Origin of the sequence: Streptomyces melanogenes (assembly GCF_014649795.1) — a bacterium.
Classification (GTDB): domain Bacteria; phylum Actinomycetota; class Actinomycetes; order Streptomycetales; family Streptomycetaceae; genus Streptomyces; species Streptomyces noboritoensis.
The window spans coordinates 217,332-238,475 of sequence record NZ_BMTS01000007.1; the positions used below are offsets into that span (position 1 = coordinate 217,332).

Annotated in this window: 22 protein-coding genes and 1 tRNA gene; 8 read left to right on the forward strand and 15 right to left on the reverse strand. The window is 70.4% G+C overall.

What is annotated here, in order from left to right; all coding sequences use genetic code 11:
* Window position 1: 1 nt before the first annotated feature.
* Together IE252_RS17595 and IE252_RS17600 are read right to left on the reverse strand one after the other, a co-directional pair.
* On the reverse strand, window positions 2-667 hold the full coding sequence (locus IE252_RS17595; RefSeq protein WP_190090374.1) for a HEAT repeat domain-containing protein: 666 nt from the start codon (window positions 665-667) through the stop codon (window positions 2-4).
* 257 nt (window positions 668-924) lie between these two features.
* Window positions 925-1,320 carry a hypothetical protein gene (locus IE252_RS17600; protein ID WP_229848482.1) on the reverse strand — a complete coding sequence of 132 codons (396 nt, stop codon included), beginning with the start codon at window positions 1,318-1,320 and terminating at the stop codon, window positions 925-927.
* A gap of 609 nt (window positions 1,321-1,929) precedes the next feature.
* Between IE252_RS17600 and IE252_RS17605 the strand changes: the two genes are divergently transcribed.
* Window positions 1,930-2,739 (forward strand): leucine-rich repeat domain-containing protein, encoded by an 810-nt coding sequence (locus IE252_RS17605; RefSeq protein ID WP_190090376.1) that lies wholly within the window; start codon window positions 1,930-1,932, stop codon window positions 2,737-2,739.
* A 290-nt stretch (window positions 2,740-3,029) separates the two neighbouring features.
* Here the strand turns inward: IE252_RS17605 and IE252_RS17610 are convergent, their stop codons facing one another.
* On the reverse strand, window positions 3,030-3,620 hold the full coding sequence (locus IE252_RS17610; protein ID WP_190090377.1) for a TetR/AcrR family transcriptional regulator: 591 nt from the start codon (window positions 3,618-3,620) through the stop codon (window positions 3,030-3,032).
* A gap of 131 nt (window positions 3,621-3,751) precedes the next feature.
* Between IE252_RS17610 and IE252_RS17615 the strand changes: the two genes are divergently transcribed.
* On the forward strand, window positions 3,752-4,597 hold the full coding sequence (locus IE252_RS17615; protein ID WP_190090378.1) for an SDR family oxidoreductase: 846 nt from the start codon (window positions 3,752-3,754) through the stop codon (window positions 4,595-4,597).
* 113 nt (window positions 4,598-4,710) lie between these two features.
* The gene (locus IE252_RS17620; protein ID WP_190090379.1) at window positions 4,711-5,694 is read left to right on the forward strand and encodes an aldo/keto reductase; all 984 of its coding nucleotides are present in this window, start codon (window positions 4,711-4,713) and stop codon (window positions 5,692-5,694) included.
* Between the two features lie 46 nt (window positions 5,695-5,740).
* Here IE252_RS17620 and IE252_RS17625 read toward each other — a convergent pair whose 3' ends face one another.
* Window positions 5,741-6,313: an antibiotic biosynthesis monooxygenase gene (locus tag IE252_RS17625; RefSeq protein WP_190090380.1), complete on the reverse strand. Its 573-nt coding sequence runs from the start codon at window positions 6,311-6,313 to the stop codon at window positions 5,741-5,743.
* 198 nt (window positions 6,314-6,511) lie between these two features.
* Window positions 6,512-7,006, reverse strand: coding sequence for a cupin domain-containing protein (locus IE252_RS17630; RefSeq protein WP_190090381.1), 495 nt, complete (start codon window positions 7,004-7,006; stop codon window positions 6,512-6,514).
* 81 nt (window positions 7,007-7,087) lie between these two features.
* Between IE252_RS17630 and IE252_RS17635 the strand changes: the two genes are divergently transcribed.
* The gene (locus IE252_RS17635; protein WP_229848484.1) at window positions 7,088-7,939 is read left to right on the forward strand and encodes a LysR family transcriptional regulator; all 852 of its coding nucleotides are present in this window, start codon (window positions 7,088-7,090) and stop codon (window positions 7,937-7,939) included.
* Between the two features lie 48 nt (window positions 7,940-7,987).
* Here the strand turns inward: IE252_RS17635 and IE252_RS17640 are convergent, their stop codons facing one another.
* Complete coding sequence (locus tag IE252_RS17640; protein WP_190090382.1) at window positions 7,988-9,175, reverse strand: low temperature requirement protein A; 1,188 nt, start codon at window positions 9,173-9,175, stop codon at window positions 7,988-7,990.
* 250 nt (window positions 9,176-9,425) lie between these two features.
* On the opposite strand from IE252_RS17640, the gene IE252_RS17645 reads away from it, so the two are divergent.
* Window positions 9,426-9,935: a YxiG-like protein gene (locus tag IE252_RS17645; protein WP_190090383.1), complete on the forward strand. Its 510-nt coding sequence runs from the start codon at window positions 9,426-9,428 to the stop codon at window positions 9,933-9,935.
* A 137-nt stretch (window positions 9,936-10,072) separates the two neighbouring features.
* Here IE252_RS17645 and IE252_RS17650 read toward each other — a convergent pair.
* Together IE252_RS17650 and IE252_RS17655 are read right to left on the reverse strand one after the other, a co-directional pair.
* Window positions 10,073-10,147, reverse strand: a tRNA-OTHER gene (locus IE252_RS17650).
* Between the two features lie 386 nt (window positions 10,148-10,533).
* Window positions 10,534-10,878: a darcynin family protein gene (locus IE252_RS17655; RefSeq protein ID WP_190090384.1), complete on the reverse strand. Its 345-nt coding sequence runs from the start codon at window positions 10,876-10,878 to the stop codon at window positions 10,534-10,536.
* Window positions 10,879-10,973: 95 nt separating this feature from the next.
* Between IE252_RS17655 and IE252_RS17660 the strand changes: the two genes are divergently transcribed.
* Window positions 10,974-11,693, forward strand: a complete 720-nt coding sequence (locus IE252_RS17660) for a TetR/AcrR family transcriptional regulator (protein ID WP_190090385.1) — start codon at window positions 10,974-10,976, stop codon at window positions 11,691-11,693.
* 171 nt (window positions 11,694-11,864) lie between these two features.
* On the opposite strand, the gene IE252_RS17665 is transcribed toward IE252_RS17660, so the two are convergent.
* From IE252_RS17665 to IE252_RS17675, 3 genes are all read right to left on the reverse strand, one after another.
* Entirely contained in the window at window positions 11,865-13,292 is a 1,428-nt protein-coding gene (locus IE252_RS17665; protein ID WP_190090386.1) for an MFS transporter, read from the reverse strand.
* Window positions 13,289-13,945: a TetR/AcrR family transcriptional regulator gene (locus IE252_RS17670; protein ID WP_190090387.1), complete on the reverse strand. Its 657-nt coding sequence runs from the start codon at window positions 13,943-13,945 to the stop codon at window positions 13,289-13,291. Before IE252_RS17670 ends, IE252_RS17665 begins: the two co-directional genes overlap by 4 nt.
* An 80-nt stretch (window positions 13,946-14,025) precedes the next feature.
* The gene (locus IE252_RS17675) at window positions 14,026-14,997 is read right to left on the reverse strand and encodes an NHL repeat-containing protein (protein WP_190090388.1); all 972 of its coding nucleotides are present in this window, start codon (window positions 14,995-14,997) and stop codon (window positions 14,026-14,028) included.
* Window positions 14,998-15,613: 616 nt separating this feature from the next.
* On the opposite strand from IE252_RS17675, the gene IE252_RS17680 reads away from it, so the two are divergent.
* Window positions 15,614-16,024 carry a hypothetical protein gene (locus tag IE252_RS17680; RefSeq protein ID WP_190090389.1) on the forward strand — a complete coding sequence of 137 codons (411 nt, stop codon included), beginning with the start codon at window positions 15,614-15,616 and terminating at the stop codon, window positions 16,022-16,024.
* 36 nt (window positions 16,025-16,060) lie between these two features.
* On the opposite strand, the gene IE252_RS17685 is transcribed toward IE252_RS17680, so the two are convergent.
* From IE252_RS17685 to IE252_RS17695, 3 genes are all read right to left on the reverse strand, one after another.
* Window positions 16,061-18,262: a tetratricopeptide repeat protein gene (locus tag IE252_RS17685; protein ID WP_190090390.1), complete on the reverse strand. Its 2,202-nt coding sequence runs from the start codon at window positions 18,260-18,262 to the stop codon at window positions 16,061-16,063.
* Between the two features lie 59 nt (window positions 18,263-18,321).
* Window positions 18,322-18,738, reverse strand: a complete 417-nt coding sequence (locus IE252_RS17690; protein ID WP_190090391.1) for a hypothetical protein — start codon at window positions 18,736-18,738, stop codon at window positions 18,322-18,324.
* A gap of 95 nt (window positions 18,739-18,833) precedes the next feature.
* Entirely contained in the window at window positions 18,834-19,667 is an 834-nt protein-coding gene (locus IE252_RS17695) for a PIG-L family deacetylase (protein WP_190090392.1), read from the reverse strand.
* 294 nt (window positions 19,668-19,961) lie between these two features.
* Here IE252_RS17695 and IE252_RS17700 point away from each other — a divergent pair, with 294 nt between their 5' ends.
* On the forward strand, window positions 19,962-20,621 hold the full coding sequence (locus IE252_RS17700) for a GNAT family N-acetyltransferase (RefSeq protein WP_190090393.1): 660 nt from the start codon (window positions 19,962-19,964) through the stop codon (window positions 20,619-20,621).
* 122 nt (window positions 20,622-20,743) lie between these two features.
* Here the strand turns inward: IE252_RS17700 and IE252_RS17705 are convergent, their stop codons facing one another.
* Entirely contained in the window at window positions 20,744-21,076 is a 333-nt protein-coding gene (locus tag IE252_RS17705; protein WP_190090394.1) for a hypothetical protein, read from the reverse strand.
* Between the last annotated feature and the right edge of the window lie 68 nt (window positions 21,077-21,144).

Below are 21,144 nucleotides of genomic sequence, written 5' to 3' on the forward strand. Positions count from 1 at the left end.
CTTATCTTCCCTCCTGCCTGTCCCCACCAAGAGCCACGACGCGCTTCGCCTCCTCGATCGCGAACTCGAACCCGGTGTCCGGGTCGTGCAGCAGGCGTTGGGTGGCGAGCGCGTGTGCGCGTACGTCAGGGGCCGACGTCGCAGCACGCAGCGCCGGTACGATCGCGTCCCCCAGCGCGACCAGCGCCCGGCTGAGGCTCAGCCGGGTCTCCCGGTTGCCGCGCCCGAGCTGTGTCGCCAACACCGCGGCCAACGCGGGCTCCTCGCCCTCCGGCACGAGGACGACTGCGGTCCGCCAGGCGGCTCGCGCGACTTCGTCGTCGGCGTCACACAGCAACTCCCGTGTGACCACCGGCCACGCCCGCCGGTCTCCGATCTTGGACAGCGTGTGCAGCGCCTGACTCCGCGCCTGCGGCTGCTCGCAGTCGACCGTACGGATCAGCTCGGGGAGCGTCAGGGACACCGGGTGCCGTGTGAGCGCCCAGGTCAGCATGTCGCGGACGAAGAACTCCGGCTCGACCGCGCAGCGCTCGAGGAGCTTGCCGACGAACCGAGGGTCGGGCGCCGTACCGACCGCCAGAGCGGCCCGCAGCCGCACGGAGGAGCGGTCGTCCTCCAGCCCCTGGAGTGCTCGTATTACATCCGTGTCCTGCTGTGTGATCGTCATCGGACCACCTCCTTGGCGAGCAGTGAAGGGCTTGTCACTGTGTCAAGGTCAAGCGGAGGGCTCGCCGGCATTCGGCCGGGCGCGGGGAACGGCGAATGTCGGCGCGGCGCTGGGGGAGGGCGTCAGGTGGGTGCGCTGCCGCAGATGCGGTACGTGACCGAGACCGCGCGACGTGCGGTCGGCGAATGGGCGGGGCCTGGAAGGGGACGCCGGTCGCACCCACGGAGACGACCGCCTGGGTGTGCTCGTCGGCCGGGTCAGTCAGTGCCCCCGGCGAAGTGCAGCAAAAGCCCCCGGACCACAGCTCCCACCACCAGGGCAGCGAATACGGGGCCGCCGAAGAAGACGGTGAAGGCGGCGCCGATGTTGGCGCCGATCACCCCGGCTGTGACGATCCGCCAGCCCACGCCCAGCAGCAGTCCGGCAAGGAGCAGCGGCAGGATGGCCTGCCACCACCGAGGGTCGAACCGCTGCCGACGGGTGGCGCGCAGCAGGACCGCCGTCGCCACGGCGGTCAGCAGCAGCGCGGCCGCGCCCAACGCCGTTTCCTGGCCCGACCCGATGGAGAGGGGGCGAACCGCGTAGTCCAGATCGGACGGCGGAAGACCATTCGCGTTCTGCTGCCCGATCAGCCACCAGGTGGCAACGGGCACGGCAATGATCAGAACGGCAGCGGTGGCGGCCAGAGTGCTCCGGGAGGAGCGAGCGCGTGTCGAAGTGGTGACCATGCGGCCAGCGTGGCTCCGAGCCTGGCCGGCTCGCATGAGCGCAGATACTCATCTTCCTGCCTCGCTGTCAGCGGCCGGATCGCTTCCGTGAGCCGCCGCCACCGCCCTGGCCGCGGCAGAACCGCGAAGGATCTTCGTCAGCCCGGCCGACTCGCTTTGGAGGACCGGCCCTTCCCGCGCCATCCTTGTCGAGACCTGCACCGAGATCCCACCCTCGGTCTTACAGCCGTGGCAGGAACAACGGAGCTGAGTGATCAGCCCAGGTCGGCCTCCCGGTGACCAGGGATAGCCACTGGCCGAGCGGTACGAGTCCGACATGGGGACGACGCGGGCGGCGTTGAGGGGGCAGGCTGTGGTCTGCCCCGTGAGCAGCACGGCGAGGCGCGCGAGGAGTGGCCCCTTGGGCTGCTGGCGAGGCTGTCGGCCATACACAGGGGCGGGTGGTGGTGTCGTCTCGAATGATGAGGGTGTCGAGGTCGATTTGGGTCAGTTAATCGCTGGGAGAGCTCGTGGCATTCTCCGTATCGTGACGCCATGACGGATGAGGGAGAGCCGACGCTCTACGTGAACCGCTGGGGCGACACACCAGACCCGGCCCGAGGTGGGCGGGGATCCTACCGGGACCTTTGCTCGTGCTTCTCCCAGTCCGAGCCGCATCCTCGAGCGAGGGTCGGGTTCCACACCGAACAGCAGGACACCTCCGCCCCGGGCTGGCAGCACCTGCTGGAGCTGGTCGACGAGGCTGCCGCCGATGGCCGCGAGGAGTTCCGCCCCCTGACCGAGCTCAGCGCCGAAGAGCGGCGGCAGGTCGTCACCCTGCCGCCGAGCATCTCCAAGCTCACCGCGGTCAGGCACCTCGTGCTCTATGGCAGCAACCTGGTGCGGATCCCGCCCGAGATCGGGGCCATGACCAGTCTGGAGGAGTTCACGCCCTACACCTCCTACCGGCTCCACTGGTTCCCTTTCGAGATCACCCGTTGCCGCAACCTGATCCGCAGCACGGTCAGCACCCGCGCGCTGTTCGGTAACTACAAGCTGCGGCCGCCATTTCCGCGGCTCCAGCCCTCCCAGGACTCCGCCGCCGAACTCGATCCGGCACGTCTCGATCCCCGGCGCTGGGGAGCCACCGCTGTGCACAGCTGCAGTGTCTGCGACCGGCCGATCGAGCAGTGGGGACTCCACCAGGTATGGATCTCGATCCGTGTGGCCACGGACGTGTTGCCCCTCCTGGTCAGTGCCTGCTCGTCCGAGTGCGTGGACGCACTGCCCCACGGCGCCAAGGACTACATCGCCGCACCGCACAAGGGCGGCCGCGTCGACCAACCGGCGTCTGACTGGGACTGACTCCCGATTCGGGGGAAGGCGTCTGGGCACGTAGCAGGCGGGTGTCCTGGCAGCGCTTGAGGGATCGTCTTCCACGCTGTGCCCGCTACCCCAGCCCGGGATCCCCCGCGCGCTCACGTGCCGCGGCCGCGCACGAGCGGCCAGGTTGACCACGACGGTCGTCAGAACCGCCCTGCCGAATGCAGGTGCGCCTCGGCCAGGAACCGCACCCGCTGTCCCCGTACCGCCTCGGCAGCCAAAAGCAGGACTCGATGCCTCCGGTGTGGGTGGTGAAGGCGGCCAGAGCAGGGTCACGAGCTAACCGGCGGCCCATCCGCCCCGTACCGCAGCCCGTCAAGGAGCAGATCGAGGAGGCGGCCGGCCCGCTCGCGCTGGTCGGGAGCGCTGGTGATCAGTGCGACGCCGGCCAGGCTGAAGCCGACGTCGAAGGGGTCGATGTCCGGGCGCAGGAGACCGGCGTCGGCGCCCGCGCGCAGCAGGGTGGTGAGTGCGGTGCCGAGCTTGTCGAGGGTTTCGGCGAAGGGGTCCGCGCCGGAGGCGACCGCGGCCCGCAGGGCGTCCGCCATGCCCTGCTTGGCGGCCAGGTAGTCGATGAAGGCGTCCATCCACAGGCGGATCGCCCGGTCCGGCGCATGGGCGGCGAGGAGCGTCGTGGCGCTGTCGTAGACCCGGGCCAGTTCGTTGCGGTAGGCCGCCTCGACCAGTGCCTCGCGGGTGGGGAAGTGGCGGTAGAGCGTGGCTGAGCCGACGCCCGCGGCCTTGGCGATCGTGTCGATCGCCACGTCGGGCCCCTTCTCGGAGAAGGCGCGCACGGCCGCTTCGAGGATGCGCTCCCGGTTGCGGCGGGCATCGGCGCGCAACACGCTCGGCTTGGTGGTCAAGGCTGCTCCTCTTCGTCAGGGGCCAGTCTAGCTGGACAACCGGGGAGCTCCCCGTTTACCGTTGCGGATAACTGGGGAACTCCCCGGTTACGGGTGTCGGCCCGTTCCCCTCCCCCTGCAAGGAAGCCCTCATGACCTCCCCGAAGACGGTTCTGATCACCGGTACGTCCTCCGGCATCGGCCTGGCCGCCGCCATCGGCACCGCCCGGGCGGGCTGGACGACCATCGCCACCATGCGCGACACCGGCAAGGCCGAGGCCCTGCTCAAGGCCGCCGACGAGGCGGGTGTCGCGGACCGGATCCAGGTCAAGCGCCTGGACGTGACCGACGCCGCCGGCGTCACCGCCTGCCTGGACGAGGTCGTCGCCGAGCACGGCCGCCTCGACGCGCTGGTCAACAACGCAGGCGCCGCTCAGGTCGGCACCATCGAGCAGAGCAGCCTCGACGACGTCCGCGCGGCCATGGAGGTCAACTTCTTCGGCGTGGTGGCGGTGACCCGGGCCGCCCTGCCGCACCTGCGTGCGTCGAAGGGCCGGGTGATCACCGTCAGCAGCGTCGGCGGCGCTGTCGGCCAGCCCTTCAACGAGGCGTACTGCGCGGCCAAGTTCGCCGTCGAGGGCTTCATGCAGTCCCTCGCGCCGGTCGCCGCGACCGTCGGCGTCGACGTCAGCGTGGTCGAGCCGGGCGCGGTGGCGAGCGAGTTCGTCGCCAATCTCGGCCTGGACGTCCCGGCGCTGCTCGCCGCCGCGGGGCCCTACAGCCCGGCGCTGGAGGCCTACATCAAGCGCACCCTGCAGTCGTTCGGCAACGCCCAGACCCCGGCCGAGGCGGCCGCCCCGATCGTGGACGCCCTGACCGTCGACCGCCCGCCCTTCCGTATCCAGACCTCGCAGTGGGCCCGCGACTTCGTCGCCACCACCCTCGCCGACCTCGACGGCTCCGCGGTCCAGACCCTCACCGGGGCCTGGGTGCGCTGACCGCTCCGCGCCCCGCCGGCTGCGGCAGCCGCACAGCATCCCCGCCGCACACCGTACGTACAGCCAACCAGCCACACCCAGCGGGACGAACCGCAACAGCAAGGAAGATCACCATGGAACTCCGCACCCTCGGCAGCCAGGGCCTGACCGTCTCCGCCGAAGGACTCGGCTGCATGGGCATGAGCGCCTTCTACGGCAGCACCGACGAGGCCGAGTCCCTCGCCACCATCGACCGCGCCCTGGAACTGGGCGTGACCCTGCTGGACACCGCCGAGAGCTACGGCCCGTTCCTCAACGAGCAGCTCCTCGGCAAGGCCCTCGCCGGCCGTCGCGAGCAGGCCGTCCTCGCCACCAAGACCGGGATCGAGTTCACCGACGACGGCACGCTCGTGGGCCACAACGGGCGTCCCGAGTACGTCCGTCGTTCGCTGGAGCGCTCCCTGCGCCACCTGCGCACCGACCACGTCGACCTCTACTACCTGCACCGGGTCGACCCGCAGGTCCCGATCGAGGAGACCGTCGGCGCCATGGGCGAGCTGGTGGACGCCGGCAAGGTCCGCCACATCGGCCTGTGCGAGGTCGCCCCGCGGACCATTCGCCGCGCCCACTCCGTCCACCCGATCACGGCGGTCCAGACCGAGTACTCGCTCTTCGAGCGCGGCATCGAGGACGACGGGGTCGCGGCCACCCTGAACGAACTCGAAATCGGTCTGGTCGCCTACTCGCCGCTCGGACGCGGGTTCCTGTCCGGTGCGATCACCAGCCCGGACGACTTCGCCGCCGACGACTTCCGCCGAACCGACCCGCGCTTCCAGGGCGAGAACTTCGCCCGCAACCTCGCCGTGGTCGACGAAGTCCGCCGCATCGCCACCGCCAAGCAGGTCTCGCCGTCCCAGCTGGCTCTCGCCTGGGTGCTGCACCAGGGCGCGGCCGCCATCCCGGGCACCAAGCGCCGCCGCTACCTGGAGGAGAACGTCGCCGCCACCACCGTGACCCTCACCGAAGAGGAGCTGGCCGCCATCGAAGCCGTCGCCCCGCGCGGCGTCGTCTCCGGCGACCGCTACGCCCCCGAGCTGATGGGGAACCTCAACGGCTGACCACGGGGGCGCGGCAGCAGGCCGGACCGGACGACCTCAAAGGCGCTTACGGGGTGAGCCAGCCGCGCAGGAGTCTGCTCACGGCGGGCATCGCCACGTACGTCATGAGTATGTTGAAGACGCAGGCCACGATCGCGCTGGCGAGCAGGAGGGGGAGCGGCGTCAGACGTGGTGTGAGGAAGAGGCTGCCGAGTACGGAGATCGGGTAGATCGCCAGGGTCGCGCTGATCGCCATCTTCCACCTCGGCGGCGCAGGCCGTGTCGAGCCCGGTTTGGCGAACCAGGTCTCCATGCCGGTCAGTTCGCGCCGGGCGATCTCGGTGTGGTGGTGTCCCTCGCAGTCGGCGAACCAGGCGGCCCGCTCCGGTGACTCCTGCCAGGCGCGGCACGCCTCGGTGTCCTGGAAGCGGTGGACGAGGAACCAGGGGGCGTCGCCGCCGGAGGAGCGGAAGAGCCCGTAGCCGAGGTGGCCCGGGAAGGCGGCCGCGGTCTCGAGGATCCCCTTCGCCCACACCTCGAAGGCGGCCTCGTGGCCGGGCTCCACCCGGCGGGCTATCAGGAGGGTCACCTCCCCCGTGTCGGCGGGGACGGTGGCGTGCTCAAGGCTGACGACGGACACACGAACTCCTTGTGATCTCACCGCGCCCGCCCACACCTTACGCGTGGTACGTCTTGGTGGAGCCGTGGGGAGCGTCGGCGCCGTCAGCCTGGAGCATCACCGTCCCGGTCGGGAGCCGAGCCACGTACGGACCTCGGGGGTCGTGGGGCCGGCGTCGTGTCGGACCGGGGAGAACGTGCCGACGAGCCTCCGTCGGCTTCAGGCGAGGTCGGCGGCGGGCTCGGTCGCGTATCGGCTCATCGCGTCGGCATGGGCCTGTGGTGTCAGCGACCGGCCGTCGGCGAGCACGTCGTGGAGGTCTCGGAAGTACCGCAGGTACAGGTCGGGGGTGAACGTGCTGAGCATGACGGCGGGTTGGTCGGTCGGGTTGGCGAAGGTGTGAGGGGTGCCGGGCGGAACCATCACGAACGTGCCCCCTACCGCGTCGTAGTCCTCCTCCCCGACGGTGAACCGCACGGTGCCGGAGAGGATGTAGAAACCCTCGTCGTGTTGGCCGTGCCGGTGCTGCGGCGGTCCTTGGGTGTGCGGGGCGAGGACGGACTCGGCGATCGCCAGGCGGTGTTCGGTGTGACTGCCGTCCTCCAGAACACGCATGCGCGTGGTGCCCAGGACGATCGTCTCACCATCGTCGGGACCCACCACGGATACGGCAGGGACGGTCTGGGGCTCGTTGGTCGGTGTTTCTTCGCTCATGCTCACAATTGCACCGCCGTGGCCGTACCCGCGTCCAAAACCCGTTCCGCCGCGCTGATACCTCATCGGTATCGTTGCCGCGTGGAGCTACGGACCTTGCGCTACTTCGTGGCGGTCGCCGAGGAATGCCACTTCGGCCGGGCCGCTGCCCGACTGCACATGAGCCAGCCGCCGCTGAGCCGGGCGATCAAGCGGCTGGAGGCCGATGTCGGGGCCCTGCTCTTCGTCCGCTCGCCGAGCGGCGTCACGCTCACGCCGGTCGGCACGGTGCTGCTCGACGAGGCGCGGGCCCTGCTGGCCCACGCCGACCGTGTCGGCGTACGCGTGAGCGCGGCGGCCGGCGTCGCGACCCTCACCGTCGGCATACTGGGCGACAGCACCGACCCGGGAGTGTCCAGGCTGGCCGCCGCCTACCGCCGCACTCACCCGGGCGTCGACATACGCATCCGCGCCACCGACCTGACCGACCCCACGTGCGGGCTGCGCGGCGGTCTGGTCGATGTCGCTCTGACCCGGGCGCCGTTCGACGAGACCGCCCTGACGACACGTGTGCTGCGTGCCGATCCGGTCGGTGTGGTCCTGCGCGCCGACGATCCACTGGCCCGCCGCGACAGCCTGCGGCTGGCCGAGCTGAACGACCGCCGCTGGTTCCAGTTCCCGCAGGACACCGACCCCCTCTGGCAGTCGTATTGGAACGGCGGCAGGCCACGCGAAGGCTCAGTGGTGCGCGCTGTCCAGGAGTGCCTGCAGGCCGTGCTGTGGAACGGCACGGTCGGCCTGGCTCCGCTCGGGTACGACTTCCCGGCAGAGCTGGCCGTGGTGCCGCTGGTCGACATGGCACCGAGCCGGGTGGTGGCGGTCTGGAAGGAAGGCGACACCAACCCGTTGATCCGATCCTTTGTCGAGATCGCGACGGCCTCGTATCGTCGCTGAGCTCTGGCGGTCGGTGCTACGGCAGATCTGGGTGTGAGCACTATGCCATCAGGCGGCACTCGCCCTGTCGTCGTGTACGCAAGGCGCCCAGCGTGCTTCGGCAAGCAGCATCGCGATCAGTACGAGCACCAGGGCGAACAGCTCGGCCAGGGAAGAGAGATGTGTTCCGAGCGGGACCGTGGCGAGGACGGCCGCGGCGCCGGCCGTGCGGAAGCGCAGGGGCGCGATGCGCAGCACCGCGCGGAAGGCGATGTTTCCCGCGAGGAAGAGCGCCACACCTCCCGCCAACGCGAGGGCCGGCGCGGTCGGCAGGTGGTCCGGGAGGTGCCCGACGGACCTCTTCACCCCGGCCGCGAGTACCGCGACGCCGAGCAGCATCGGTACGAAGCTGTAGTAGTACGCCAGCATCGTCACCCGGAACCTGGCCAGCCCGGACACGGCCCGCAGGGCCTCTTCGGCGGCCTCCTCGTCGCGGATGAAGTAGGTCCACCACAGCGCGGTCGTCAGGGCGAGAGCGAGGGCCACGCCGCCGAACAGGCCCCAGTCCAGCTTGAGATCGCCGGAGCCGACGCCGATGGCGATCACGGACTCGCCGAACGCGACGATGAGGAGCAGCCCGTGACGCTCCACGAAGTGCGCCGGGTCGAGTTCGCCGACGCGGCCCGTCACCGGGACGCGGTCGCCGTCGACGTCGGTGGTGATGCGGCTGGAGAGGACGGGAGTGATGGCCTGCAGAATCAGCGCGGCCAGCCAGAGCGCTTCGGCGGCCCGGCCGCTCACGGTGCCCGCCGCCGTGACGCACAGCGCGGCGAGGACGTTGGTGAGCGCGAAGCTGAGGACGTGCCGCCCGTGCAGGACGGCGTACAGGGCGCTGTGGACCACGGTGACCAGGACGTAGCCGAGGCCGAACGCGACGCCGTCCGTGGTGAACACCCGGGGGATGGCCAGGGCGCAGGTGAGGAAGCCGCACATGCCCAGGATCAGCGGTATGCGGCGGGCGTTGGTCTCGGGTGGCACCTGGTTGGTGAGGTAGGCGTAGGCGCCGTACATCCAGAAGAGGACGGCGAAGATCAGCAGGACCCGGCCGGCCTGGGCGAAGGACAGGTCGTGGCTGAGCAGCACGGTCAACTGCGTGATCGTGAAGACGAAGACGAGGTCGAAGAAGAGCTCCAGAGTGGAGACCCGGTGCCCCACGGCGCTCTCGGTCGCCCGTGCCGGGCCGTCGACGGCAGACATACGTTTCCCCCAGTAGGCATGTCGTTCCGATGTGCGGCGGACACACTAGCCCAGCCGAACGAAGTCGCCTCGACCCTGGAGGGCTACGGCCTCGGTTCGCCAAGGTAGTTGAGGCTCTCGGCCTTGGATGCCATGCCGCATTCACTCGACAGACGCGATGCGTCGGACGGCGCGGCTCTCGTCCCAGTGGGCCGGTGCCCTCGGCCAGAGCGGTTTCCGGGGAGCACGGGGCCTGAGGTAGAACAGCGGCATGGACGCCGCAGTACTTGAGCAGATGCTCGATGAGATCTTCGATCACGCCGTTGTGCACCACGGCTACACCAACTACATGCGTGACTACGAGGTCGTCGTCTACATGACAGCGGCTCCGAGCACGGGGATCAAGCCGTCCTACCTGCGGTATCTCTTCCGGTACTGCGTCCAGGCCCAATGCGAGACGGCACTACCGGCCACGACGTGGGAAAGCTCGTTGGATGACCGCCTCCTCGACCACGCGACCGGTGCAGGCCTCGGCGGGTTCGTCAGGGGTGTGAAGTGGCATCCGATGTACCCCGGCGCAAAGCTGCTTCCCTCGTCGGATGCGGCACGTCGTTGGTCGGCCGCCCTCGGGATCGACTTCCACGACGTCCTCATCGAAACCAACGCGCACCGGCTGACCCTGCTCTTCTCCGACCTGCAAGTCACTGAGGTGCCGGTTGGATACACCCCCGTTCGTCGCCGACTGAGCAGGATGAACTCGACCGTTGCGGTAGTCGGGTGATGTTGTGCAACCACCGGAGTACGTATATCGGTTGGCGCCGAGCCCATGGCTTCCGCGGCAGTGAGCACGCGCCGACGTACGGAACGCGCACCTGCGGGTGGCCCATGCAGCGGCATCGTGTTAGGAGTTGAAAAGGGGGCGGGGCGGCCGGATTCGAACCGGCGTCCTCGTCCATGTTGTGTACGCGCACTACCTCTGTGCTACGACCCCGCCCTTAGCTGGTGATCTTAAGGGGGCGTCCTCTTGGACGCAACGTGCTCCTTCGGGTCGGACGGCGTGGGAGTGTGCCACCGCTCCACGTCGGACATGCCGTCGACGAGGACCGGCAGAGGCAGGTCGGTGTAGGTGGCGGCTACGGCGTAGCCGATGCGCCGGTGCCGTCCTGGAGATTGTCGAATCGCGAGCGTGGAAGCGATTCCACTTCGCCGGAAGGGTCGCGCTGGGTGACGGGCACTTCGACGTGCACGGCGAACGAGGCGGAGCTCACTGGGCGCCGCCTTCCTGCACGGCGGTCAGCCCCAGGAACGTCCGCCGGCCAGCGCGGCCGCGGTCCGCATCGGACGCACCGGCCACCGTCCGGCGCGGACGTCCTGCCCGCTCACGCGGGAGCCCCGGGGGTGAGCAGGTGCTCGTACGCCTGGAAGCCGTCCCGGACGCCGAGGAGGATCTCGCCGAGGACGAGGTAGCCGTCGCTTATGAGCGGGGTGTCGCGCAGGGCCTCGATGAGGAAGTAGTACGCGCCCAGGTCCTCGGTTTCCAGCACGGCGAAGTCGGAGAAGCGGCCGCTGAACGCCTCTGCGTCGAAGAACCGGGCCGTGATCCGGTCCGCATGTCGGGCGAAGAGCGGCTCGATGTGCTCCTGGCGCATCCGGTTCCGCTCCTGGCGCGGCAGTGCCAGCCAGCGCGGCGTGAGCGTGTAGGTCAGGACGATGCCGTATTTCATGAGCCCCCCAAAGCCGATAGTGAACATCGTAAACTTTCATGGAAAGCTAAAGTGATACCCGTTAACTTTGTCAAGTGGAGGGCAGGCCCACGGCCATGACGGACACCCAGGGAGCCGCTGCGGGCAGGCGTCGGCACCGCGTGCGGGAGGAGGCGCTGGCCGACGCGATGCGCATCGCCCGTCGGCTGCTGGTCGAGGAGGGCCCGGCGGCGGTGACCGTCCGGGCGGTCGCCCGGGAAATGGGCCTGACCGCTCCGGGCCTGTACCGCTACTACGCCGGTCATCGAGAGCTGGTCCAGGCCCTGGTCTCGCACCTCTACGAGGAGCTCGCCGCATCCCTGGCCGCGGCTCGAGACCTGCGGCCTGTCGGCGAGCCGGGGCAGCGGCTGCGGCAGGTGTGCCGTGAGTTGCGCCGGTGGGCGCTGGCCCACCCACAGGAGTTCGCCCTGCTGTTCGCCAAACCGGTGGCGGACGCCGACACCGCACCAGGGGCGACCGCGCACGATTCGAGCTGGCGCTTCGGGGGCGTCGTCCTGGATCTGATGGTCGAGTTGTGGCGCCGCGGCGCCGTGCGAGTGCCCGCGGACCTCGATCCGGCCTGGGCGGCGCAGCTGGAGGAGGTGCGCGAGCACCTGGCGGGCGAGCCGCTGCCGCTGGAGGCGATCTACGTCTTCGTGGCCTGCTGGGCACGGCTGTACGGGGCGGTCGCGGTCGAGGTGTTCGGGCACCTCGACTTCGCCCTCACCGACCCCGGGCCCCTCTTCGAGCACACCATCGGGGAGGTCCTCACCCTGCTCGGCGACCCGGCCGCCTGACCGGCGGCCGGGCACGGCGCGGCCCCAGCGGCGCCGCCGACCGGAGCGGGCAGTCGTACCGGCCGCCGTGCTGGCGCCGCGGTTGTCGCTTTGAGCGCGCAGGTAGATGTGCCGACACTGAAGATCGGTCTGATGCATGACCGGATCAGCCTGGGTGTGTTCGGCGGTTGCTCAACTGTTTGCGTGTCGAGCGGGTGCTGCCTGCGGTGTTGGTGCTTGCGTCGGGCGTGAGGCGGTCGTGCCGCTTCCTTCCTGGTGGGTCGGGCGCCGGGGCAGCCGCGACGCGGGCCACAGGCCGAGAGCGGCGAGTGCGGCCAGGATCAGCAGAGTGGAGCTCATGGTTGAAACAGCCGAGCCGGTTGCGCCGGCCGCGACGGCGATGCCGAAGGTCGGCCCGATGTTCATGGCGGTTTGCTTGAGCCCGCCGACGACCCCGGCGTACCCGGGCGGCGCGTCACCGACGACGGTCCCCGTGGCGGTGACCATCACGGTGGCGAATCCGGCACCGATGGCGGCAAAGGCCGCAGCCATGGCCATCCATGTGCTGGCGGGACCGAGCCGGGACAGCCCCGCGATGCCGACCGCGACGAGGAACGTACCGGCGATCGCGGTGCGGCGCGCACCGTACCGGCGCAGTGCGGCGACCGCGGCGGGTGAGCCGAGGACCATGAGCACGGTCAGCGGAAGCACGCGCAGACCGCTGGCGAGTGGGTCGAGTCGAAGTACGTCCTGGAGGTAGAAGGTGGCCTTGAACAGCGCGCCGAACAGGCCGGCGGTGGTGACCAGCAGGATCGCCATCGATGCCGACACCGGTACGGACCGCGCTACGGCCGGCGGAACGATCGGGTGCGTGGTGCGGCGTTCGTGCCGGGCGAGCACCGTTGCGACGCCGATGACGGCGAGGAATTCGAGCAGCGTCGGCGCGGCGGTCCACCCCCGCGCGGGTACGTCGGCCAAGGCGTGGACCAGGAGTGCGAGCGCGACCGCCAGCAGGCCCGCGCTCGTGAGGTTGAGCCGTGGAGAGTTGGCACGTTCAGGTGCCGACGTCCGCACGGCGAGGGCGAGAACGGCGATGACGAAGGCGAGGGGCACGTTGACCCAGAAGACGGCGCGCCATCCCAGATGAGCCACGAGAACACCGCCCAGGAGCGGACCGGACCCTGCCGCCACCGCGATCGCACTGGTGCGGATGGCGATCGGCTTGCCGAGCCGGTCCGCGGGATACGCCAGCCGTAGCAGCGCGAGCGTCGCAGGTTGCAGGAACGCGGCGAACCCGCCCTGCACCGCGCGCAGGACGATCACCCAGCCGACCGTCGGTGCAAGCGCGATTCCGGCCGAGGCGGCCCCGAAACCGAGGACGCCGACGAACAGCAGGCGCGGGTGCCCGTACCGATCCCCGAGGCGCCCGGCGATCACGAGCAACGCGGCCACGGCGACCAGATAGCCGGTGCTCGTCCACTGGATCTGTGCCACGCTCGCGCCGAGATCACGCTGCATGGCGGGCTGAGCCATGAGCAGGATGGTTCCGTCCAGTGCGACGATCACCGCGCCGACCACGCTGACGAGAAGTGCGATCTGTCGCTGTGCGGGTGCGGTCATGAGGTCACCGGGCCGAGGTGGGCGTCGAGAACTGCCGCGATGAGCCGGTCGCGTTGGTTGTCGTCGGGGTCGCCGTCCAGCGGTGGGGCGCCAAGGGCGAGTTGCAAGCTGCCCCAGGCCCACAGCTGGGCGATGCCGTGCAGGTTCGACCACAGGGCGGCGGCGGTCACCGCAGACGGCAGTCCGGCCTCGTTCGGCCCGTCGGCGCGTCGCGCGGCATCCCGCTCCGATCGGCATCGGGCGACGAGTCCGGTGAAGTGTCCGAACAGCGGGAGGGTCGACTCGCGCAGCCTCGGTTGGTCTGATGCCTGCGCCGCGCCGTCGAGCAGGTCGTGTCGCCACATGAGTTCGAACATGCCGCGGCGTTCCCGTGCGTACCCGACGTATGCCCGCGCGAGAGCCTCCAACTGGCCGCGCGGTGTGGTCGTGCCGGCGATCGCGGCCTCGAACATGGCTGCGAGATCCTCGAAGCCGCGACGGCCGATAGCCGAGAGCAGCGCGTGGTGCGTCGGGAAGTACCGACGCGGCGCCCCGTGGGACACCCCCGCTCGGCGGGCTATTTCCCGCAGGCCCACGGACGCGGAGCCCTCGGTCAGCACAAGGCCGACCCCGACATCGATCAACCGCTCCCGAAGGGAGCTCTCATCAGTCATAGACAGTGTCTACCGTGCAGGCGTAGACACTGTCTACTCGTTGGGTGAGTGATCATTCTCCTCAGCGGGTGGCGGGGTGCTCAGTGCTGCAAGTCGGCGCGGAGGAGGTTGGGGTTGGCGCCGGTGAAGTAGGCGCCGCTCGGGACGTAGACGGCGTGGCCGCGTACTGCCACCGAGGTGGGGTTGGACAGGCCTTCGGTGCCGGTGAGGACGGTGTGGTGGGTGCCGTCGGCGGTGATGTAGGCGGCTTCGTTGAGGACGTTGAGGGTGGCGATCAGGGCGTCGCCGTGTCCGGTGAAGGCGAAGTCGTCGATGCCCGACAGGCCGGTCGCGCGGACCTCGGCGGGTTCGGCCGTGCCGTTGCGGCGGATGGGGATGCGCAGCAGGGTGCCGGTGTCGGTGTTGCCGACCCAGACGGCGTGGTGGTGCACCTTGAGGCCGTTGGCGCCGAACGCGGTGGTGGGCTTGAGGAGCGTGTCGTCGGACCAGGTCGTGGCGGTGCCGCCGTTCGTCGGAAGGACGTGGACCACGCCGAGCGCCGAGTCGGCGGTGTAGAGGCAGTGTTCGTCCTCGTCGAGGGCGAGGCCGTTCGGGAAGCCGGTCACGGGGAGGGCGGCGATCCGCTCGGGCCTGCCGCCGGGGCGCAGGCGCCAGATGCCGTGCAGGTCCTTGGTGCCGGTGGCGTAGCCGAAATAGAGCGTGCCGTCGTGGGCACGGGCGATGCCGGTGACGAGCGCCGTGCCGATGAGCGCGGTATGGGGCTGTGCGGAGGCGGGCAGGGTGGCAAGCACGGTGAGGTGGCCCTTGCGGTCGACCCGGGCGATCTGGCGCGCGAAGGACAACGTGAGATCAGCGGAGCCGTCCGGCTCAAGGGCGATGTTCTCGGGCTGCTGACCCTTCGTCAGGTCGAAGTGCCGGATGGTCCGGGGGTGGGACAGCGGGGGCGAGACAGCAACGGCCGGGGTCGCGGCCGACAGCGCCAGGGCGAGGCCGGCGAGGACAGCGCAGGCGGGGCGGAGCGTGCGCCGGGCTGGCCGGGTCGGCTGGGACATGGGTTCTCCTCATCCGGTCAACTGGTCGACGGGACGCCGATCGTCGGGGTGAACGCGGTGCGTAGGTCAGCAGAGCACGCCTGTCGCCAAGCCGCCCCCGGCCCGTCGCCGTGCACGCCGAAGATCCCCCGGTTGGCCGCTGCAGCAGGGCGGCACGGCCATGCTGCGGCGGCCGCCCGGTGTGGGTGTCCACGTACACGTGGCTCTGGCAACCGGCGCCTGGTGTGCCGGAATGTCCCGTCGGGGGGACCCTGGGGGTATGAGTGAGGCGTCGATAGTCGTGCAGCCGCCCCGTGGCACGGGTGGGCGGCGGGTGACGATCCGCGGGCGGCCTAGCAACCCCGGCAGAGGCGGTCGCTGATCCCCTCATCCGCCTCTTCGGCGAGCGGTAGTGGCCTGTTCGCGGGTGCCCACGAGGCGTAGGCGCACAGGCCGCCTGGCGCGCGCCCGGTCAGCATTCCTGAGGTGGCTGGATACAGGTACAGCGAGGGTTTACCCGGGAATCCTCCCATGGTTTGACGCCTGCTTGCTGACGGCCTGTCATGCTGCGGGACGGCCCCCTGGACGGGGGGAGAAGGTCCAGCGTTGAGCTGGCCCATACCGGACGGGGGAACCCATGCATGGAGGAAAGACGGGCTGGTCACTCGCGATGGCCCTTGCCGCCCTCGCGACGGCCACCGGGGGCGCGTCGGCCGAAGGGAAGCCGTTTCCCGCACCCGAGATGGTTGCCGCTCAGAAGGTGATCGCGCCGAACGTGGTGGTCCTCAGCTACCGGTGCAAGCCCAACGCCGAGCGCACGCTCAACATCGGGCTGACGGCCGAGGACACCGCCGCCAACCTGTGGGTGGAGGGCAGACAGCTCGTCTGCAACAACAAGAACCAGCGCTTCACGGCCGTGATGACTGACTACCAGAACGGCCATGACCGCAAGCTCAAGCCGGGAGAGCGAGCGACCACCTGGCTGTCGATTTACGTCAATCGTTCCTATCCGGTAGCCCGTCAGATGCGCACCCTCACTGTGGGCTGACCCGCGCGCAGGGTATGCAGGGCGATCTTGAGGAACTCATGGTCGCTCGGCGGAGTCGCCCGACTCGTGAACAGCTGACGCCTCTGCGGATTCGTGGTCATCCGGCGCCTCCGCCAAGGCCGCCGTGAGGAGGTTCAAGGACGGCGCGGGCCGGGGGCGTTCCAGTTGGGTGAGGACAGCGGTGGCCTCGGCGTGGGCCTCGCGTGCGGCTTCCCACTGGCCGGCCCGCGCGCGGCACAGGCCCAGGGTGCCCAGTGCGTTCGCGAGGTCGGGGCCGGACCCCTTGGGTGATTCGGCGGCCAACTGGCGGTAGAGGGCGACTCCTTCGTGGGCATGGTCGATTGCCCCCGCCGTCTCGCCCGTCGCCAGGAGGCGCGCGGCGAGGTTGACCACGGCGTCGGCCAAGAGGGCTTCGTATCCACCGGGTGCCGACGCGACTTGGCGGCGGCGGATCTCCACGCCCTCGCGTGCCGGGGCCAGCGCCTCGGTGTGCAGGCCCAGGTCTGCGAGGGCCCTGCTGAGATTGTCGAGGGCCCCCGCCAACTCGACATCGGGCGGTGGGAGGCCGTTGCCCTTCACCAGGGGGCGCGTGATCGCGACGGCTTCCTCGGCGGCCGCCCGGCGACGCTCCGGGCTCTCGTCCCAGAAGGCGAGGTTGGCCAGGACCAGAGCCAAGGACGGGGCAGCGGCCGCCCGGCGACGTACGATCCGCCGCCAGACTCTGACCGCTTCCCGTAAATGCTCGACGCCCTCCGCCACCCGCCCGGCGTCGGCGAGGGACAGGGCCAGCTCGTTGCGGAGCCCGGCTGCCCACACTGTGCGGCCCGCAGCCTCTGCCGCCGGGACCACCGCGCTCAGTATCGCGAGGTTGTCGTCCACGTAGCCCCATCGGTGGAGGAAGATGGACACGCCGTAGGTCAGGTCCACGGCCAGGTTGATTTGGCCGCCGGCTGCCATCCGGGTGGCCGCGACCAGGTTCGGTCGCTCCGCCTCCAGCCAGGCGATCGCCTCCTCGCGGCTGGTGAACGGGCCGGATGTCCCGCCTTCCGCCTGGCCCCACAGGTAGCGCGTGGCCGACCTCGCCGTGGTCGCGTAGTACCGCAGCAGCCGCTTCCGCGCTCGGGCCCGCTGCCTCGCGGAGTACTCGTGGGCGAGGCCGGAGGCGAACAGCCGGATGAGGTCGTGCATGCGCCAGCGGCCGGAGCCGACGGGCTCCTCGCTCAGCAGAGCGGCCCGCGCGAGGTCCGCCAGCTCGCCGCGTGCCGGACGGCCGAGGAGTGCCGAGGCCGCTTCCGTGGAGATGTCGGCTCCGGGGGCAAGGGGCAGCAGCCGGAACAGCCGTGCCGGTAGCGGGGCAAGCCGCCGGAAGGAGAGGGCGAACGCGGTGCGCACGCTGTCGTCGTCGTAGTGCAAAGAGCCCAGCCGCGTACGGGAGTCGGCCAGTTCGGCAGCGAACGTGGCCAGCGGGAGACCGGGATCGCCGGTCAGGCGCGCCGCGGCGAGCTTCAGGGCCAGCGGCAGCCCTCCACAACTCCCGACCACCTCGTCCAGCGCGTCGGACGGACGGTCGAGGCGGGCGTCGTCGGGGTCGGAACGGATGAGGGTGGTGGTGATGAGGTCCCGGGCGTCGGCGGAGGGCAGCTGTCCCAGCCTGAGCTGGCGTGCGGGCAGCGTGGCCAGTGTGTCGCGGGAGGTCACGAGGGCGCGGTGCTCGTGGCGTGCGGGCAACAGGGGGGCCACCTGATCGGGGGTGGAAGCGTTGTCGGCCACGAGCAGGACGGGTTTGCCTGCGTCGGCCAGCCTGGCCAGTTCGGACCGGTAGAGGGCGGCCCGCTCCTCCTGGGTCGGTGGCATGTCCTCGCCCCGGATGCCCAGGGCCCGTAACAGCCCACCGAGCGCTTGTTCCGCTGTCACCTTGCCCTGGGGGTCGTACCCGCGCAGATCGACGAACAGCACGCCCCCCGGAAACCAGCCGCGCACCACCGCCGCCTCGTGCGCCGTGTGCAGGGCCAGGGCGGTCTTGCCGATGCCGGCCAGCCCGGACACGGCCGACACCACCACCGCCGAGGCGGCGGGGGAGCGCGCCGGGCCGGGTTCCAGTACGCGCAGGAGCCGGGCGGTCTCGTCGCCGCGGCCGACGAGACGCGGCGGCCCGGCGGGCAGCGCGGCCATGGCCCGGGGCGCCGGCCCCGTACGTTCGGACGTGTAGGTGTAGTGGTCACCGGCGATCTGGGCCACGTGGGCCGACCCTCGCGCTACGACCCGCTGGCGCACCCATGGCAGGCGCCTGCGCACGGTTACGTCCCCGGAAGGTGCTGGTCCCGGCCGATCTGGCGGACCTCGGCGTGCCCGGAGGCGTCGGCCTCCTGGCGTACCACCGAGGTCTCGTCACCGGCCTGCGGCGCGGGGGCGTCCGGTGCGGTCTGGCTGCCGCCGATCTGCACGGTCCGCGCCCGGTCCGAGGCCGTGGCCTTCTGGGTGACCCGGTGGTCGCGACGTACGGCGGGCGCGGGCTCCGACTGCCCGGCCCACCATCCCACCGCCGTACCGACGACGCCTGCGCAGACCGCGGCGAAGGCCGCCGCCAGGGCCCAGCGGTCGGAGTCGGAGTGCGGCAGCCAGCCGAAGGAGACGGAGCGGGCGAGCCACAGGCACAGGAGGAACGCCCCGATCGTCGCGGCGACCGTCACGGTCCAGCGGAGCGGACGTGCCATGGTGCACCCTCCCTGGGCCGTCCCGTGCCAGGAAGCACCAGGATGGCACCCACGACGGCACCGCCGGAACCCGTTCGCCGCAGTGGGCGGGTGTTTCAGTGCAGTCCGGCGAAGAGGTCGTTCTCGGGTACGGCCGCGCCGGTGGTGTCCTGGACTCGTACGAAGGTCTCGACGCCCATCAACTCGGTGAACCTCTCCTGGCCCATCTTGAGGAAGAAGATGTTCTCGCCCTGGCTGGCGTGTGCGGCCAGCGCGTCGAACTTCTGGCCGCCGAACGCGGCGGTGTCCACCCAGGTGGTGATCTCCTCGTCGGGGAGCCCGATCTCGGCCAGCGCGGCGGCCTCGGCGGGATCCGCTTCCTCCCAGTCCGCACCGAACTCGCGCATGACCTCTCCGAACCGCTGCATCATCGAGCGGGGCGCCGTCGTCCAGTACACCTTCGGGGTCAGCCCGGTCATCTCCAGCGCCGCCATCGTGATGCGGTTCGCCTGAATGTGGTCGGGGTGGCCGTAGAAGCCGTTCTCGTCGTACGTGACGACCACATCGGGTTGGTATCGCCGCAAGAGTTCCGCGAGTCGGGCAGCGCCCTCCTCGACGGGTGTCCGCCAGAAGGAGCCGGGGGCGTCGTTGGTCGCCCAGCCCATCATCCCGGAGTCGGCGTAGTCCAGCATCTCCAGATGACTGACCTTCAGGATCTCGCAGCTGGACTCCAGTTCCTGGCGCCGCATCAACGCGACGGCCGCCGGGTCGTGTCCGGGGTCGCCCGGCTTGACACCTCCTGGTCCGTCGCCGCAACCGCCGTCGGTACAGGTCACGAGGACCGTGCGCACGCCCTCCGCCGCGTACCGCGCGAGGACGCCGCCCGTTCCCGTGGCCTCGTCGTCGGGGTGGGCGTGTACCGCCATGAGCGTCAAGGGTCGGCTATTCATGAAAGTCCTCCATGGGAAAAAGGTCTCGGTGTTCCCCGCCCGCGCGGCACCCGTCTTTTTCGGTGCAACAGCGGCGCGCGGACCGGTTGTTCCCTCCGCGCACCGGAGCACCTCCGGACCAGGGGGGATGCCCCCAACAGTGACTGGACCGGGTTCCTGAGAAACAGGTTGGCCTGTTAGTTCTGACGTCAATCATCTATGGTTAGGCGAGCCTAACCTAACCGCACCCCGGATGTCCTGTTCCAGGACGCTCACGGGGTCCATCATGTCTGCACGAAGGAACAGGAACACCGCATGAGACCCGAGTCCACCACCCTCGTTTTCCCCGCGCCCCCGACGTCTTCGCGCGCGGACGTGCACACGGAGACCGTGGAGGGCTTCGGCACCCTCCGCTTCACACCGGTCGATCCGGCGGCGGACAGCGCCGTGCTGCACGCCTGGGTCATTGAGGAGCGGGCGCAGTTCTGGGGCATGAACGGCGCGAGCCGGGAACTGGTCCAGGAGATCTACGAGGACGTGGACCGCCGCGACACCCACCACGCCTTCCTGGTCCGCCTGGACGACGAGCCGGTGGCGCTGTTCCAGACGTACGAGCCGACCGAGGACCGCATCAGCGAGTGCTACGAGGTACGGGAGGGGGACATCGGCGTCCACCTCATGCTGGCGCCGGTGACGGACCGTCCCCGCCCCGGCTTCAGCCGCACCCTGGTGGACGCGCTGATCCGCTTCACGTTCCGCGCCCCGGCCGTCCGACGCGCGGTGGCCGAGCCCGACGCCCGCAACGAGAAGGCCGTCGCACTTCTGAACCGCCTTGGGTTCGTGCGCCAGGGAGAGATCACCCTGCCGGAGATCGACCTGCCGGAGGTGTACCTCCCGCAGAAGCGGGCGGTACTGGCGTATCTGGACCGCCCGGCCGTACTCCCGCCTGCGGTGGCCATGGTCGTACAGCCGTAGAACCGCGGCCGATCGCGGAGACCGGCTGAGGGACGGGAGGCGGGCGGCCTTCTGGAGGTCCGCCGCGCGAGGCATCATCAAGGCAGCAGAGGTGCCCTCGCGCCGCGTTGGCAGCCCTGCCCCTACGATTCGCCGGCGGCCGCGCGTTCGCCCTGTACGTACGGGTCCGACTCGACGTCGTAGGTGCCCGCATGGCCGGCCAGCTGGTCCACCACGCGTTCCCACTCGGCGAGTTCGGCGGCCCGGCGTCCGCCGTCCGGCTCGGCCGACGGCTCTCCGATGTCCTCCGGTGCCGGGCTGTCGGCACGCGCGGCCAGCCGATGGAACGCCTTCGCCGCCTCGTGATGGTTCATTCCCTGGGCCTGGCGACGCACCGCGGCCCGCCCCGCGTGCTCGGCCTCGGTGGGTCCGTCCATCGCCGACTCGGGGTTCGGCAACGGCTGTTGGTACGACATCGACTCTCCTCCTGTGCGGACGGCGACGCGCCACGCCGCCTCGCTACCGTGCCGCCTACCCCGTCTTC